This is a genomic window from Bradyrhizobium stylosanthis, from assembly GCF_001641335.1.
GTDB classification, from domain to species: domain Bacteria; phylum Pseudomonadota; class Alphaproteobacteria; order Rhizobiales; family Xanthobacteraceae; genus Bradyrhizobium; species Bradyrhizobium stylosanthis.
The window spans coordinates 559,491-574,762 of sequence record NZ_LVEM01000001.1 but is presented as its reverse complement, the minus strand read 5'-3'; the positions used below and the strand labels follow the sequence as shown (position 1 = coordinate 574,762).

Below are 15,272 nucleotides of genomic sequence, written 5' to 3'. Positions count from 1 at the left end.
GCTCAGCTCAGCCGCTCACCATTCTTCCGGACAGGGGTCGATGATCTTCCAGAGCTCGACACCGTTCTTGATCTTCTTCATGTCGGTGGTGAGCCCGCCATTGCGACGGATCCAGTCTTTCACCGTGTCGGGATAGTAGGACATCAGATCGGACGTCCCTTCCGCGCTGGTGACCTTGATGCCGAAGGTGAAGGCCTTGTCGTAATAGGCCTGGTGGAAGCCGAGGCTGGCCTTCGGCGTCACGCAGATCTTGTTCATCGGCACGATGCCGAGCACCAGCGTGCAGGCCGAGTTGCAGATGCCGTCGATGATGACGCGCTCGCCCTTGTCGCGGACCCGCTTGTACTTGACCTTGTACTCTTCGACGTAGCCGCCATGGTCGCGGGTGATGTGCAAATCGGCCCGCGCCGGCGTCGTAGCGGCGAAGCAGAGCAACAGCAGGCTCAGAAGCGTGATGCGCATGGCGAAGGACGGTGAAAACCTTGCAGGAACGGGCCGGCCTCGAAGAGCACCCCAGGCGACCGGCAGGAATCTAGCCGAATTCTTCTTGGTCATACTTGTGTGGGGAATTCGTTAAGCATCCCGAAAAGGCCAAAAATGGGCAGTCCGGGACGGCCATTCCGGCAATTCTGTCACACCCACCCGGAAATCTGCGGGATTGGCCCCGGATTTCGCCCGTCGGACGGGTGTCCCGGCGGCCCGAAATGGCTATAACAGCTAAGCTATTTGCGCAGGTTCCGGAGAATCGAGATGAGCAAGTTGAAGCTTGTAGCCGCAGTTGCTGCCCTGTCGGCCGCAATCCTCGCCCCCAGCCTTGCCGAGGCACGGCACCATCACCGGTACCACCGCCATTACACCAGCCCGCTGCCCTACCCGATCAGCTATCTGCACAATTACGGCCCCGGGATCACCGCCGGCACCTTTGCCTATTATGACGGTCCGTCGACCAACCATTGCTACCGGAGCTCGGCTGCCTATGTCGGCCAGGACCGCCGCCGGCACCCCTGCTACTGAGGGACACCGGCGCGTCCACGGCGGGCGTCCTTATTTCGCGGCGCCCGACCGCAGCAACTGCTTCTCGATCTCATAGACCGGCAGCTTGACGAGGTCCTTGCCGACCTCGCCCCGGAGCGCCTTGCGCACGCCGTCCGAATAGTCGGCGCGGATCATGCCGAGCGCGCGCGGCGAAGCCACCATGGTCAGGGCCGAGGTCTCGCCCGAGCTGACCGCCTCGTCGAGCCGGCCGGCGAGGCTCCGCAGGAAGGCGCGCTCGGCCTCGTCGTGCCAGTCTGTCTGCTCGACCGAGCTGCGCGCACCGCCGGATGCGCCGTGCAGCCGACCGGGCGCATCGCTTCCTTGTGCGCTCGTCGAGGGATTGGGCTGCTCGTGCACCTCCCTGGTGTGAAGGTTCGGAAACATCTCGTCGCCGAGATTTTCCAGGATGAGCGCCTTGCGCCCGTCGCACACCACCAGCCAGTCGCCCTTGTCGATTCTCATCTTGTCCATTGCACAGCTCCAAACAACAGTGGGCCGGGACCGATGCGAACCGCCGGCCGCGCTTCGCATTCCGCGAAGTACTGCCCACGGCGACAAGATTAGGGACGAAGCGGCCAGCACGACTTGCGCAAGATCAAGGATGGTAACGCGGGCGCGTCATGGCCAGGGAAGCGAAGCTGAGCTAGTCTTGCTGCGCTGGATCAGGCCCGCGGCGGAGTGGCTGAAGATTTGTTCATCAGCATTACATTTCGGTTCCGCCACAATTTGATCAGAACAACTTCGATATTCTGTATTGCGTAAGCGGAGGAAGACATCATGAAGCTTAAGATTGGCCTCGTCGCCGCATCTTTGTTCGGTGCCGTCATGGCATCGCCGGCGGCGTCCGCCATGCCCATCGCACCTGCCCCTGCGGTCCCGCAGGTCTCGGGCGTCGAGCAGGTCCGTATGGTCTGCAACGCCTGGGGACAGTGCTGGTGGCGCCCCAACTATTATGGATATTACGGCCCGCGCCCGTATTACGGGCCCCGCTATTATGGGCCGCCGCGCTACTACGGCCGCCCCTATGGCTATTACGGCGGCTACCGCCGTTGGTGACGTTTCGAAGGGGCCCTCGGGCCCCTTCGCTTTTGCGAGATCCCGAATTCACCATCAGCCGACGCGGCTAGGCTGGAGCCGTTCCAAAACTGATCTAGATCAAAGTGGAAATCCGCCGCGGCGTCATGCTGCGTCCATGGCCGATTTGATCGTTTTTCGATGCCCTCAGACGGGCATGAACGTACAGACGCATCTGGAAAAGCAGCAGCGACCCGAAGGGCGGAGCTTCCAGTCCTTCGCCTGCCCCGCCTGCACGCGCCTCCATTTCATCGACCTCGTCTCCGGCCAAGCGATGAGCCGCGACCGTTGACGGTGACAATGATCTGGCGGGCGACATGGCATGATGTCCGCAATACTACGGCCTGAAATCCGGTTTACTGAAGCAGGATGTTTAGCCATTGATGGCAATGTACTGACGTTCATTTAATTGTCACATTGCAGCAACGGCCAGACGCATGTTCGATGCCCTTGTCCCGTCCTCCGCACTTCAACTGATCGGCTTTGCCGATGTCGATGCCTTCAGGCCGATCGAGTCGATGGAGGATGCGAGAAGCATCCCGCTCGACGTGACCGGCTTCGCGCCTGCCCGCGCCGTCGTCTCGCTGCCGGCCTGCCGCATCATCGTGATGCGCTCCTTCGCGCGCATCCTCGACGCGGCCTATCGGATGCCGGGCGGGATGGTGATCCTGTCGATGACCGACGACCTTCAGGTCAATTCCAAAGGCATGGATCTCGATGCCCGTTCTTTCGTTGCGCTCCGCGGCAACGACGAGTGCCATTTCGTCGAGCCCCAGACCAACCATCACGCGATGATCATCCTCTCGCCGGGCCTGAAAGACCGGGGCTGGTTCGATCACGCCGACGATCTGCGGGCCTATGCCGCGAACCGGGCCGCCCTGCTCCACACGCGCCAGCTCGTGCTCGACATCCTGCGAACCGCCTCCGTCCAGCCGTTCCTGTTCGAGACCACCGAGGCTGCCTCGCATCTGCAGGAAGGCCTCCTGCTCGCCCTCGACGATCTGTTCCGGATCGGGACTGGTCCGGACCGGAGCACCTCGGTCCAAAGCGGGCGATCGACCAAGCTGGTGCAGCGGATCGACGATTACGTCGCGGCCTATCCGACCGCGCCGATCTATACGGCCGATCTCGCCGGCGAGTTCGGCGTCTCGATCCGGACGCTCAGCGGCGCCGTCAACAAGGTGCGGGGCATGAGCCTGCACCAGTACATCCGGCTGAAGCGGCTGTGGGCGACCCGCGCCCGGCTCCTCAAGGGCGGCGGCGCCAGCGTCGCCACCTGCGCGCGCGCCCAGGGCTTCCATCATATGGGCGAGTTTGCGGCGGCCTACCGCGCGACCTTCCACGAGGCCCCCTCGGATACGCTGGCACGGGGACGGCGCACCGGTCTTTAGACCGGCCGACGCCGCAAGCGGCGGCGAGGTCATCCGGCCTCGGCATCGCCCGGGAATGCGACGGTGGTGGGACCAGGAAGGGCTGGCGCGCTCGGAAGGATTCGAACCTCCGACCCTCGGAATCGAAATCCGATTTACATGCAGAAAAATCAACGGGTTAGCGCTACCGTGTTGCGCTGGCGTTGCCGCTAGCTTCCGAGCAGCCTCGCCTGGATGTCTTCAGCTGCGCGCTGATCGGCGTCGGTGTCCTTGAACAGGTGCCCGTAGGTGTCGAACGTCATGGCGATGGTCGCGTGCCCCATCAGCTTCTGGATACGCTTCGGGTTGAGGCCCTGCTCGATCCATAGCGAGGCCGCGGCGTGACGCAGAGCGTGTAGACCGTACTTTGGCTGAGCGGCCATCTTCGCGGCCCCAGCGGCGTCCATCACGGGCTTCCCGGCCGCGTCCAGCACCGGCCTTGTCTCGGTCACCCCTGCTGCCAGCTGAATTGGATCAAAGCCTCTCTGGACAATATTGCTGTGGGACTCGCACTTCCCCTTCCCGGTCGGGAAAACGAGATCGAGAACCGCGATGGGGGCGCCGGCAGTATCCTTTTTACCGGTGTCAAGGCGGGGGCAGGTCAACTTCCACTCCCGGAGCGCATTGACGACGATCGGCGGCATGGGGATCGACCGATAGCCAGACTTGGACTTTAGCCGGCCGATCTTGTGGAAGGCATCGGCCCTCTGCCTGACTTGGATCTCGCGGGCCTCAAAGTCGACGTCGACCCAGCGCAGTCCTCGTATCTCGCTTCCTCGGAGCCCGCAGAACACCGCGATCAGCACCAGGGGCCGCCAGCGACCGGAGGCCTTGCCGATGATGGCCTGCAGCTCGAGCTTCGTCGGGATCACAGGCCGGGGATCGTCGCGGTCGGGAAGGTGCAGGTCGATTCCGGCGGTCGGATCTACCGAACACAACCCGCGCCGTTGGGCCTCACGGAATATTCCTCCTAACGATCGGATCACCCGGCGGACCATTTCCGGCGACCGCCCCTTCTCGCGCAGCAGGTCGGCGTAGGCATTGATCGCCGGCGCGGTCATCTCGACGAGCTTTTTGGTGCCGATGAATGGCTTGATGTGCAGGTCGACATGTTCTTCGTAGCTGCGCGTGGTGGAGCGTTCGAGTCCCTTCTCGGTGCAACGCTTCAACCACAGGGCCGCCGCCTCCGACACAGTCGGCGATACGGTCGCCGCCGTGTGGAGGCCGCGCGCTAAATCGTGCCGGGTGTCGACAAGCCAAGCCTCGGCATCCGATTTTCGCTCAAACAGTTTCGCGCGGCGTTTGCCGCCGCCGTCAACATAGGAAGCCTGCCACCGGATCAAACCCGAAGGGAGTTTCCGCTTACGAACTGTTGCCAACGCTGCCTCCCGGCTTTCGAGACGACTGCACCGCGACCTTTGCTAAGCCTAGCTGGCGAAAAAGCTCCGCCACGTTCACGACAAGTGTGCGGCGATTTCCAAGGGCCCGGAACAGCTTTCGCTGGTCGCTCGATCTGATCCATTCGAAGCCGAGCGCAGCTGCGTCGTCGGACCAAGTTGCCTGCATCAAGTTAGGATGGACGACCAGAAGCTGATCATCGTCCAGCTTGGTCGAGTATTCCTTCATGACCTGCTGAAACCGGGGCAGCAGCTCAGACGACCAATTTTCTGAAATGAAGGCGGCAACCGCGCCGGGATCGATGCCGAACTCGGCCAATTCCAACGCTATCGCCCACTGCCAAATCTGGTCTTCGAAGTAGAGGATCTTGGCACCCCTCCCTGGGCTGCTATCCAGCGGGATTCCGAGGCGCTTCAGGTGCTTCAGCCGAGCCCGAAAGGTTGCCTGCTGAACGTTGGCGGCGCGATGGAGGCGCGCCAGCATGCCTTCAGCATCTGCGTAGCTGATCGACCATCGCAATTCCGAATTCATTCCCCTCACTCCAAACGGGCACGAGCCACACCAGAGCACAGCCTGTTGATTAGTGCAAGTGCGCACTTGCACTAATTGCCGCGCCCGGTTATTGTTAGTGTATATTTGCACCAATCATGGAGCGTCAGACGATGATGACAGAGACCGAGTTGGCCGCCGACCTCCTCCGCGGCGTGAAGAGCATTGCGGAGTTCATCAACGAGGATGTCAGGGCGACCAACTACAAGCTGACCACTGGCCAACTGCCGGGCGGCAAGGACGGGCGGGAATGGGTCGCGTCGAAGCAGGTGCTCCGTCAGCACTACGCCAAGATCACCACGGCAGGAAAGGCAGCCTAAATGGAAAACCCCGCCAACAAGGGCGGGGCTGTATCTGTCGATGATCTGCTTGGCGGCGATCATCAGCAAAATACAGCCACCTCCCGCACGTTGCAAGTCTATCGATTGGTCTCGCGCTTCTCGCTACCAGTTGCCACCGCGACCGTCGTCGCTGAAATCGCCTTCACGACGGAGGCGATGCGTTGAATAGCCACATCATCACTGACGGCCATCCCTCCCCTGAAATTCCCAGCTTCCTTGCGGAGGCGATCCAGAGCTGGGAACGCACCGTTAACCAGACGTCTGCACAGAACGCGCAGAAGGTTGTGGCGAACGCTGCTCTTGAGCTGCGCGACTTGGCAGAGAAGCTTCCGGACTTCAGGGACTTCATCAAGTGCACCATTGCCGACCTTTCCTCTGCGGCTGGCGTCGACATTCGAGATGTCGATGTTTGGTTGGCAGATCTCGCCGGGGAAGCCGAGCAAGCACCCTTGCCGCCGCGTCACGGCCTTGATGTCGTTCGAATGTCCGATGTGGCTCCGGTGGCGATCGACTATCTTTGGCCCGGCCGCCTGGCGCGCGGAAAGGTTCACGCTTTCGCCGGCAACGGCGGCCTCGGCAAATCGACGGTCCTATTTGACTTCGCCGCTAGGACAACTCGCGGTGATGATTGGCCTGACGGTTCACCAGGAGCGAAGCCCGGCGATGTCATCGTGCTCTCCTCGGAGGACGACGTCGCCGATACCATCGCCCCAAGACTGATCGCCGCCGGCGCCGACATGACCCGCGTTTTCGTTGTGCGGTCTGTGCGGGATGAGAACGCGCGCCGTGGTTTTAGCATTCAGGCCGACCTGCTGCGCCTGGAAACCTTGGCCGCGTCCCTCCCCAACTTTACGCTGGGGATATTTGATCCCATCAGCAGCTACCTGGGCCACGTCGATAGCCATCGTAACGCTGAGGTCCGCGCCGTCCTGGATCCGCTGAACGACTTTGCGGCTCGTACCAAGGCCGTCGTGATTGCGAACAATCACTTCTCCAAGGCGGGCGGCTCTGCAAACGCTCGTATTCTCGGCAGCGTGGCCTTCGTCAATGCAGCTCGAGCCGCCTTTGTTGTGGTTCCAGATGAAGCCGACGAGACCCGGCGACTTTTGATCCCGTCGAAGAGCAACATCGCCCCGATCGGAACTGGTTTGGCGTACCGCATCGAGGGGTGTCAGATCGAGCATGATGGCAATCCCATCAACACGTCGCGCGTCATGTACGAATCGGCGCCCGTGACCATCTCCGCCGACACGGCCCTGGCCGCTGTCGACGGCGCCGGAGGCGGCTCCAAGTCATCGGAGGCCGAGGACTTCCTCCGGGACCTGCTCGCCGGCGGACCAATGTCGCCGGAAGATATCAAGGCGGAAGCGTCGGGCGCCGGGATCTCCTGGGCCACCGTCCGGCGCGCCAAGACCAAGATTGGAGTGAACTCGGAACGTGTCGGAGGCCTGGCCAGCGCCGGCCGGTGGGAGTGGAGCTTGCCGAGCGCTAGCCCCCTAAGGTGCTCACAAAACGATTAAGGGGCTCACGTTTTATCATGGGCACCTTAGAGGAAGTTGAGCGCCTTAGCGCCTCCGAAGGACCGGGGATTTCCTCTCAATCTGAGAGGAAATCGGTTGGACGTCCTGAGGGCGGCACCGCGGATTGGGACGATCTGGACTGGCAAGTTCTATTCGACGAAAGGGCCGGCATCCTCGAATATGACGAAGGCTTGCCGCGCGTGGCGGCGTCCCGGCTCGCCCGCCAGCAAATCGATGAGCAGCGCCGCCGGAGCCGCCAATGACGTTGCACGGCCGGCCGCTCGACATTGAGGCGATCGCCGCAGCGATTGAGGCCGGCGCCGACCTGGCGGCCGCTGACCGTGCCGCAGCCGCGGAAGCGCTGCGGCGGGCCGTGCTGGTCCTCACCCCAACCAAGCCGGGCCAGAGAAGCGCGGCGACCAGGGTGGCGCAGGTCGAGCAACAGCGGCTGCTGCGCACCATCGCCGCCACGTTCTATGCCGGGCAGTCCGCGAGCGCGGCCGCGGAAAGCATCGCTGCGCGCCTCGCGCGGTATCGGGCAGGCCCGGACTGGAAACGCGACTGCACCGCCGACGGCATCCCCTATCGCGACACGCTCCGGGGACATTGCTGGGCAATTCTGCGGGCTGTCGATCGGCCGCTATCGGCCCGGCGCATCCGTGCACTTTTGGCCATGAGCTGAGGGGGCTCATGGCCAACGAGTTCGGGCAAGGTGATGACGACTCGCAGTCGAGAGAACTGTGCAAGGAGATTTCATGAACGATCACCGGAGCGATAACCTTCTTAGCGACCTCCTTAGTATGGCGGAATCCGCAAGGGCCTCCGCCCAGACGCCAGAGCAGCGAGCCTCGTTCGCGCGCATCGCGAATACGGTGCGGTTCGTCAACATGGCATCAGCGGCGACTTCGCCAGAGACCATTGATCGTGTGGCGCGCGCGTTTGAGGCGCACGATGCCGCCGCGGCGGCCCGTACTACCGAACTGCAGGGCGCCCTCAACCGTGGAGTCGAGGCGGCATCGCCGGCCCCCTTGGCGCCCATCAATTCCTCTTTCGGATTGCTCCGTGGCCGTATTCCGGCTCCGGTGCAGACAATCCTTGATGGACTTGAGGAAGCCTTGGACGAGGTCCGGGCCGCGCGCCGCGCCCTGGTCGACGATCAGGTCGATCTCACGAAGCAGCGCGGCGAGATCATCAGCAAGATCAGGATCAACACCGACGAGGCCACTGCATCGCGCTATGGCATCACCGTATTGATGGACGAGAGCCATCCGGCCTTGGTGCAGCTTCGTGCAGACCTGGCGCGCACCGAAAAGGCACTCGCAAAGATCGGCGAAAAGCTCGAAGCGAGTCAGCCTCGTTTCGCCGCTCTCGACCAGCTTCTAGATCGGTGCAAGATTTACACGCGCGGTCTGGTGGCTGCCGGTGCGGACTTCGTTTTCCACGACGGAAAGGCCGCCGGCAGGAAGGGCACCGACCTCAAGCAGGTGATTGCGGATGCTCGACAGAAAGTCGCCGAGCTGCGCGCCGATCTCAAAGAGCTTCGCGATCGTCCGCGTCCGTCTGCGGACGTGAAGCGCACCGCGCGACAACTCGTGGAGGTGACCGCCAAACCGCCCATGGTGGCGCAGGCGATCGATCACGGCGATCCGATTTTGTGGCCGACTGCAAGTTTCTCAGCCGAGGTGGTCGGCGGCGTCCACCACGATGGAAAGAGCTTGCCCATTCCAAGAGCCGGTGCAGGCGCCTTCGGCGGCTTTAACGACGCGCTCGGAATCCTCTGCTTCGCCTTCCGCGAGCAGATCGTTGCAGCGATCGATGCGGAAATCGATCGTTTCGCTGACGACGCCAACGCCATCAACGACGGCGACCGCGCTCGCGGCGAAGCCGAATTACTCGCGAAAATACTGGTCGCGGAGCGAGATGAGGAAGCGATCATCCGACAGGCCGAACAAGCCGAGATGTCGGTCTTCCGACGCGGCGACGCGGATGTGCGTTGCGTGTTGGGCCTCGCTAGCTCGATGCCGCCGCTCGCTGAGGCATGAATTCGATGTTTGGAAAACGTCAGCAGCGGCTTTCGACGGAGCTTCTGTTGGCGGGAGGCGCGGCGTTCAGCTTCGGGCCGCGCCTCCACATGAACACCGCGCGGGTTATCCTTCCCCGCTTGGCTGCACCGAACTGGAGGGGTGCGCGCCTCGCGGCGCGCACCCTGCGATAGGAAAGCTGGAGCGCTATGACAGTCGTAGTCAGCAACACACCACAATCACGCAAGAGAGACCCAGAGGATCGCAAGTTCCTGCCCGGCCAACAGATCACGCGTCGTGACAACGAAGGCCGGTGGTCGATTATCGGTTATCTTTTGGAAATGCGAACCGACGTCTTCATCCTGATGACACAGGAAGGTGTAGACGCGTGGCACTGGCAAGGGTGGGAGCTGTTCACCCGTCCCGAGTACGAGCTTGGCCGTTGGTCATCGAAGGCAGCCGCCATCGCGGCGATCAGGGAGACCGATGGCGTCCCGCCCTTTGGAGGCGCGCCCTGGAGCCGCCTGCCAATCTGGGGCTCGGTCGATACGGTCGTCTACCAGGTGCCGACGTGACATCCGCCAAAAACCAAAGGATTTTTACGGCTTTAAACCAATGCGGGGCGACTAAGCGCCCGATTTCGCTAGCGTCAGAGTTTTTAATTTGAGTCTACACCAGAGAGGTCTACACCCGCAGATGGTAGAATATCTTTCTCTCGGCGAACTGGCGAAGCGGCTTGGCAGAGACAAGTCCGGGTTAAGCCGGCACGCGAAAAGAGGAACGATTCCAAAGCGCTCCGACGGTAAGTTCGAGCTTGAGAAAGTCAAAGCTGCGCTGGCGCGTTATGTCGACGGAGCGATGGCGCGAGACGTAAATCGTCGACGCGATGGTGTTGACGTCACGTCGAAGTCAACACCGCGACGTCAACGGTCTACACGCATCGACACGCGCACTCCTGTGGCCGGTCGCGACGTTGAAGCCATCCTCGTCGATGGCAAGTTCATGACGATCGAGAACGCCATGGCGCTCGCCGAAACCTACCGAGCTGCCCTGGCCAAGCTTCAATACGACCGGGCCGTGGCGGAAACGAAGTCCGAGGGGGCTGCAGCCCTAGAACCGACGGAGACCGCCGATGGCTAAAGGTGGCAAAAACGAGATCCTGCTCTCGATCGCTCTGGAGGGCGATGCCGAGATCAAGTCCAAGCTGAAGGCCGTCGGCGAGGCCGGCAAGCAGTCGCTGGCGGATATCGAGCGGCAGGTTGGCCGCGCAGGCGAGAATGCCGGCAAGCGGTTTGCGGATTCCGCAGCGGCGCCGCTCTCCAAGGTTCAGCAAGCGTTCGCGCCGCTGCTCGAGGGCAGCGGCCTTGGCGGCTTGCTGAGGGGAATCGGCGGAGCCGCGCTTGGCGCCGGCCTTCCCGCCGCACTGGCTGGCCTTGGCGCCCAGCTCGCCAAAATTCGCGAAGAGACAGAGCTGGTCGAAACCCGGTTCAAGGCACTCGGTGCCAGCGCCGGCGCCTTCGACAAATTGCGCGAGAGCGCTCGCAAGGTGGGGGCTGATCCGAAGGATTTGGCCAGCGCAAACGAAGAATTTCTGTCGTTCAAACGTCGGCAAGAACTCCAGTCACCCTATGGGCTGGCCGATGCATCAGAGGAGCAATTCAGAGCCGCGCAGCGAGCGTTGATAGCCGGCGGCAGGATTGATGGTCAGACAGCAGCGGAAGCATCGCAAAAGGCGCGCGGCTTCCTCGGTTCGCTCTATGAGCAACACGATATCGGCAACGGCGAGCTTGCGCAGGGCTTGACTGCAGGAGCATTGCAGGCACTCGGACCGAACCAGGGGAATCTCGTTGCGCGTGCGATCGGCCGAGAGCTTGGCATACCGATCCGTAATCGTGAGGAACTGGACCTTCTCTTGAGCCGGCGGGATAGAGAAGGGCGCGCGAGCGCTATTCGTCCGGACGCCGTGTTTCGTGCGCTTCCACGCGTCGAACCGGAGGCGGTGAAAGAGGCGGATGAGCGCCGCACCTTCGGCGAACGCGTCGGCGGCGGCCTCGGTGAGCTGCAGCGGACTTTTGGCGACATCCTCGGCCCTTCGAGCGGCAAGGTGGGAACGGAGAGCGGCCAGAGCATTTCATCCGGCCTCGATCTGATCACGAAAGGCGTAGCGGCAAACAAACCAACCGCCGAGGCGTTCGGGCGCTCCGGCCGCGACCTTGGCGAACGGACGGGCATTCCCGGCTTGGGCACCGCCGGCGAGGCGCTGGGCACGGCGGAGGGCTTGACCTACGGAATCGTCCGGGACTCGGCCAAGGGCTACGGGCGGATGGGCTCAGCCATCGGCGATCTTTTCGGCAGCACGACCATCGGCGGCTTTCTGTCCAAGGCGTTCGGCGATCCCGGCGCCTTGCAGGAAAAGCCGCGACCTGCACTCCCGCAGCAGCGCAGCGACCTCGTCGAGCCGCAGCAGCAGTCGGCCAATCTCAGCACCGCCGTCCAGGACGCGTTGCGCGGCCTTGTGCAGGGCATCACCGCCGGCGCCAACGCCGTCAATCCACCGGACACGAAAGTGCGAGAGCCGGTTGACAGCCTCGGCGTCCGCGGTGCGCTGGAGGACAGCACGAAGGATGTCGCCATCTCGGTGAAAGACGCCGGCAGCAAGCTCGCCCAGGCGATCGAGGAGATCGCGGCGAACCTGAAGAGCAGCGGTCGCGGATCGGATAGCGCTCCATCGGCGGAAGTGGCAGCCGCTGGCGGCGGGCTGGTGCGCTGGCTGGATGGCGGCGGCCACGTCATGGGGCCCGGCACATCGACCTCCGACAGCATCCCGGCGATGCTCTCCGATGGTGAGTATGTCATTCGTGCGGAAGCAGCTCGCAAAATTGGCCGCGGTCCTCTCGACCGGCTCAATTCGGGTCACTATGCCGGCGGCGGCTTCATCAGCCGACTTCTTGGAAAGGTCAGAGGCTTCGCAAAGGGCGGAGGGGTGGCGCGCCTGGCGGGCGGTGGCTTGGCGCCGGAATGGTTCGATCCCGACTTGACGCCGGAAGAGTCGATCCAGCTGCTCAACGAAACGGTGCTTAGCCCCGAGCAGCTGAGGCTCGTTGCGCTCAACAATGCGCAAACTCCGGAAGAGAGCATCAAGCTGCTCAATCGCTTCGTGATGCGACGTTCCGGCGGCGGCCCGGTCGGGCATTTCGCGGACGGCGGCACCGTGAGCTTCGCCGACAGCATCGGTCACCTCTTCACCGGCGGCGCTGCGGCTGACAAGCCGTCGATCGCTGATCTTGGTGATAGCGGGCTCGCCGCAAGCGGCGCCGCCGGTCACGTCATCGATCTACGAACCAACAGCGGCGACTTCCGCGCGATGACTTCCGACGAGGTCCTGCGCAAGATGGCGCAGGCCACGCGCGACAGCAGCATCGCGTCAGGCGGCACTGCGCCGAGCTGGGTGTATGGACGATGACGCCAGAGATTGCCGAAGCAAAAAGCGCCTTCGATGCTGCTTGTGCGGCAGAAGCTGCGAGGATCCGCGAAGCTGAAGGTCTGGGCCCGGAGGTGTCTGTCGACATCGAAATGACCCCCGAGATTCTGGCGCTTCATGAACGGTATGAAGCCGCGCTCGCCGCGGCCGGCAAACCGTCCCCGGAAATCTCTTGGACCGAGGACTGATGGGCACCAACAAGCCGCCGACGCGGAAGACGCATATCACGCGCGTCTACGGCACCAACAAAAAAGGCGAGCGCCTCGACGATATGTGGGCCGACGTCGAGCGCACCGACGTCATCAAAAGCAAATCGCAGACGTCCGAATCGCAGTCGCAGGGCATCGTCCGCAAGCTGAAATGGTGCGACGATCCGACCAAAGACGATTACGACACGAAGGGCAACAAGACCCGAAAAACGGAAATCCTCAAGGTCTGCGATCCCGAGGCGACGACGGACGTCAACAATCCCGACGAATGGATTCCGATCCGCATCATCAAGTCCGCTAAATCGACCGGCGGAAACGGCCGCGGCGAAGACTACCAGGACCATTTCCTGAACACGGCGGTGCAGTCCGCCCGCACGACCAAGGTTCGGCGCATCGTCAGCTACGAGACCAACATCGACAAGCTGGCGCAGAAAGCGATCGACGCCGACCCGACCCTGCTGGAATTCGTCATCGACAGCCAGCACTACGACAAAGACCTCGAGACCAAAGACCAGGCACAATACGTCGAGATCGAGATCCCGCTCGCCCTGAAGCACCGGGGCAATTCGCTGTTCGTCAACGGTCAGGCCGGCAGGACCAAGCTGCTGAACCAATACCTGGTCGACGAGAGCGAAAAAGCCGAGTTGAAGATCAGGGGCAAGGACGACATCAATCCGCCGTACCGGCTCGATCCATTCCAGAGCATCGTCAACGTTTGCTGGGGTGCGATCGCGGCCAAGTTTTACGAAAAAGAGAGCCACGCAACGCTTGCGACGCTCGTCCCCGATACGAAGAAATTCACGCTATCTATTTGGTTTCGCGCGCCGACGAAGTCGATCGAGGCAGCGAGGGCGGAATATGCGGCCTGGCGGGACGGCCCAGGCGGTCCCAGGCCGTTGCTGTGCGGCCTCGTGCCGATCTTGGTGTTCGGTCCGCCGACGATTCAGAAAGAAGTCGATGCGTCGGGCGGCGAGACGCGAACGATTGGCCACACGAATTCGCAAAATTATCTGCGCTCGTTCGGGGGTATCTACACGCCGACGGGCAGTCTGACAGATCACGACAACACGGTAACGTTGCCGGCATTCACAGGTGCGACCGAGACGGTTGATCCCTCCTATCTCGCCATCGACTGCACAGGCGACTATCCGCAATTGTCGGTCAACATCGTCATGCCGGGGGGCGATGCGCCCGCCTATGAGGGCACGAGTACGTTCGGGCTTGCGACCACGCAGAACATTCCGGAGGGCGGCCTCTATCTGGGTTCGGTCGCCGACGGTCAGCTGATCACCGACGGACCTCTGAGCCCGAACGATGACTGGTATTCCGACGCGATGGACACAACCGCCGACATCTTCCTCGGGCAGGTGCCGGAAACGTATCGCACGCTACAGGCGCGCCGCGGCGGGGCACCGTTCGACAATTCCGACCCTGGGTACAACGGGCAGCGCGTCACGCCGGATCACTGGCACAACGTTTTGCTCTCGCTCGACGTCTCTCAGCCAGTGAAGACGGCAGGCGGTTTCGTCGTGCAGCAGGCGATCTCTCCGCCGGAAGGGCCCGCCGTCGGCTACACGATCGTCAGCGGCTCACTGGCAACGCCGGCAACCGTTGGCTCGCGTTCGACGGGTGTGTCCAGGATGTGCCTGGCATTCGATGACGTGAACCTGACCGGAAGCGCGCTGTCCTGCTACCATCCGCAGGGCCATTCCGATCCAAACGCTGTTCTGACGGTCAGCGCCCACATCGTTGCGACCGATACGGCCTATGACTCGACCACGACCAGCCCGATCAATTTCGGTCGCATCCAGACCATCCATTCCGTCGGCAAGCAGGGCAAGTATGACTACCGGCCGAGCGGCGTGCCGTTCTCAGGCGGCGAGGATCATGACGGCTTGGGCTTCCCGACGACCGGCGCCTATGTCGACGCCGTCAAGGAGATCGAGCTCGGCGAGTACCAGTTGTTTCTCGATGTCGCGCTCGACACAGGCGTGGTCGAGAACCGCCGTGGCTTCATCACCGACGAAGGCAAGCCGGCGCCGCTGTCGAGTGCCGTGGACCTGATGGGCAAAAAGCCGGACGTGCTGGTGCACGGCTCCGGCAGCTGGAAGAAAGCCAAGGACACTGGTTCAATCGCGGCGGCTCTAGAGCCGCCATCTCCGGAGGGCACCACAAGCGGCCGCATTGAAGCCTACCGGCCGAATCCGAGCCTGCACGGTCCACAGGGCGAATAGG

At 62.7% G+C, this 15,272-nt stretch carries 19 protein-coding genes and 1 tRNA gene; 14 read left to right on the top strand and 6 right to left on the bottom strand.

Going from position 1 to position 15,272, the window contains the following annotated elements:
• Positions 1 to 15 precede the first annotated feature (15 nt).
• The gene (locus A7X65_RS02895) at positions 16 to 462 is read right to left on the bottom strand and encodes a hypothetical protein (RefSeq protein ID WP_063682830.1); all 447 of its coding nucleotides are present in this window, start codon (positions 460 to 462) and stop codon (positions 16 to 18) included.
• Positions 463 to 750: 288 nt separating this feature from the next.
• On the opposite strand from A7X65_RS02895, the gene A7X65_RS02890 reads away from it, so the two are divergent.
• Entirely contained in the window at positions 751 to 1,014 is a 264-nt protein-coding gene (locus tag A7X65_RS02890) for a hypothetical protein (protein ID WP_063682829.1), read from the top strand.
• 30 nt (positions 1,015 to 1,044) lie between these two features.
• On the opposite strand, the gene A7X65_RS02885 is transcribed toward A7X65_RS02890, so the two are convergent.
• Positions 1,045 to 1,506: a host attachment protein gene (locus A7X65_RS02885; RefSeq protein ID WP_063682828.1), complete on the bottom strand. Its 462-nt coding sequence runs from the start codon at positions 1,504 to 1,506 to the stop codon at positions 1,045 to 1,047.
• Between the two features lie 306 nt (positions 1,507 to 1,812).
• On the opposite strand from A7X65_RS02885, the gene A7X65_RS02880 reads away from it, so the two are divergent.
• Positions 1,813 to 2,091 (top strand): hypothetical protein, encoded by a 279-nt coding sequence (locus A7X65_RS02880; protein ID WP_063682827.1) that lies wholly within the window; start codon positions 1,813 to 1,815, stop codon positions 2,089 to 2,091.
• Between the two features lie 94 nt (positions 2,092 to 2,185).
• Here A7X65_RS02880 and A7X65_RS42450 read toward each other — a convergent pair whose 3' ends face one another.
• Positions 2,186 to 2,428 (bottom strand): hypothetical protein, encoded by a 243-nt coding sequence (locus A7X65_RS42450; protein ID WP_167358196.1) that lies wholly within the window; start codon positions 2,426 to 2,428, stop codon positions 2,186 to 2,188.
• Positions 2,429 to 2,546: 118 nt separating this feature from the next.
• On the opposite strand from A7X65_RS42450, the gene A7X65_RS02870 reads away from it, so the two are divergent.
• Positions 2,547 to 3,500 carry an AraC family transcriptional regulator gene (locus A7X65_RS02870; RefSeq protein WP_063682825.1) on the top strand — a complete coding sequence of 318 codons (954 nt, stop codon included), beginning with the start codon at positions 2,547 to 2,549 and terminating at the stop codon, positions 3,498 to 3,500.
• A gap of 83 nt (positions 3,501 to 3,583) precedes the next feature.
• Here A7X65_RS02870 and A7X65_RS41425 read toward each other — a convergent pair.
• From A7X65_RS41425 to A7X65_RS02860, 3 genes are all read right to left on the bottom strand, one after another.
• Positions 3,584 to 3,704: transfer RNA gene (locus A7X65_RS41425), tRNA-OTHER, on the bottom strand.
• Entirely contained in the window at positions 3,689 to 4,897 is a 1,209-nt protein-coding gene (locus A7X65_RS02865; protein ID WP_063682824.1) for a tyrosine-type recombinase/integrase, read from the bottom strand. The genes A7X65_RS41425 and A7X65_RS02865 overlap by 16 nt, the downstream gene beginning before the upstream one ends.
• On the bottom strand, positions 4,881 to 5,447 hold the full coding sequence (locus tag A7X65_RS02860) for a hypothetical protein (RefSeq protein ID WP_156527603.1): 567 nt from the start codon (positions 5,445 to 5,447) through the stop codon (positions 4,881 to 4,883). The genes A7X65_RS02865 and A7X65_RS02860 overlap by 17 nt, the downstream gene beginning before the upstream one ends.
• A 131-nt stretch (positions 5,448 to 5,578) precedes the next feature.
• On the opposite strand from A7X65_RS02860, the gene A7X65_RS02855 reads away from it, so the two are divergent.
• From A7X65_RS02855 to A7X65_RS02810, 11 genes are all read left to right on the top strand, one after another.
• Positions 5,579 to 5,785, top strand: coding sequence for a DNA-binding protein (locus A7X65_RS02855; RefSeq protein ID WP_156527602.1), 207 nt, complete (start codon positions 5,579 to 5,581; stop codon positions 5,783 to 5,785).
• On the top strand, positions 5,786 to 5,971 hold the full coding sequence (locus A7X65_RS02850; protein ID WP_063682821.1) for a hypothetical protein: 186 nt from the start codon (positions 5,786 to 5,788) through the stop codon (positions 5,969 to 5,971).
• Positions 5,968 to 7,326: an AAA family ATPase gene (locus A7X65_RS02845; protein WP_063682820.1), complete on the top strand. Its 1,359-nt coding sequence runs from the start codon at positions 5,968 to 5,970 to the stop codon at positions 7,324 to 7,326. Before A7X65_RS02850 ends, A7X65_RS02845 begins: the two co-directional genes overlap by 4 nt.
• Positions 7,327 to 7,343: 17 nt before the next feature.
• Positions 7,344 to 7,589: a hypothetical protein gene (locus A7X65_RS41420; protein ID WP_156527601.1), complete on the top strand. Its 246-nt coding sequence runs from the start codon at positions 7,344 to 7,346 to the stop codon at positions 7,587 to 7,589.
• A complete protein-coding gene (locus tag A7X65_RS02840; RefSeq protein ID WP_063682819.1) occupies positions 7,586 to 8,008 on the top strand; it encodes a hypothetical protein in 423 nt (140 codons plus the stop codon). The genes A7X65_RS41420 and A7X65_RS02840 overlap by 4 nt, the downstream gene beginning before the upstream one ends.
• A 73-nt stretch (positions 8,009 to 8,081) precedes the next feature.
• Positions 8,082 to 9,368: a hypothetical protein gene (locus tag A7X65_RS02835; RefSeq protein WP_156527600.1), complete on the top strand. Its 1,287-nt coding sequence runs from the start codon at positions 8,082 to 8,084 to the stop codon at positions 9,366 to 9,368.
• Between the two features lie 188 nt (positions 9,369 to 9,556).
• The gene (locus A7X65_RS02830; protein ID WP_063682817.1) at positions 9,557 to 9,922 is read left to right on the top strand and encodes a hypothetical protein; all 366 of its coding nucleotides are present in this window, start codon (positions 9,557 to 9,559) and stop codon (positions 9,920 to 9,922) included.
• 121 nt (positions 9,923 to 10,043) lie between these two features.
• Entirely contained in the window at positions 10,044 to 10,487 is a 444-nt protein-coding gene (locus tag A7X65_RS41415; protein ID WP_156527599.1) for a hypothetical protein, read from the top strand.
• Positions 10,480 to 12,810 carry a hypothetical protein gene (locus A7X65_RS02820; protein WP_063682815.1) on the top strand — a complete coding sequence of 777 codons (2,331 nt, stop codon included), beginning with the start codon at positions 10,480 to 10,482 and terminating at the stop codon, positions 12,808 to 12,810. The genes A7X65_RS41415 and A7X65_RS02820 overlap by 8 nt, the downstream gene beginning before the upstream one ends.
• The gene (locus tag A7X65_RS02815) at positions 12,807 to 13,016 is read left to right on the top strand and encodes a hypothetical protein (RefSeq protein WP_063682814.1); all 210 of its coding nucleotides are present in this window, start codon (positions 12,807 to 12,809) and stop codon (positions 13,014 to 13,016) included. The genes A7X65_RS02820 and A7X65_RS02815 overlap by 4 nt, the downstream gene beginning before the upstream one ends.
• The gene (locus tag A7X65_RS02810) at positions 13,016 to 15,271 is read left to right on the top strand and encodes a hypothetical protein (protein ID WP_063682813.1); all 2,256 of its coding nucleotides are present in this window, start codon (positions 13,016 to 13,018) and stop codon (positions 15,269 to 15,271) included. Before A7X65_RS02815 ends, A7X65_RS02810 begins: the two co-directional genes overlap by 1 nt.
• Position 15,272: the final 1 nt, after the last annotated feature.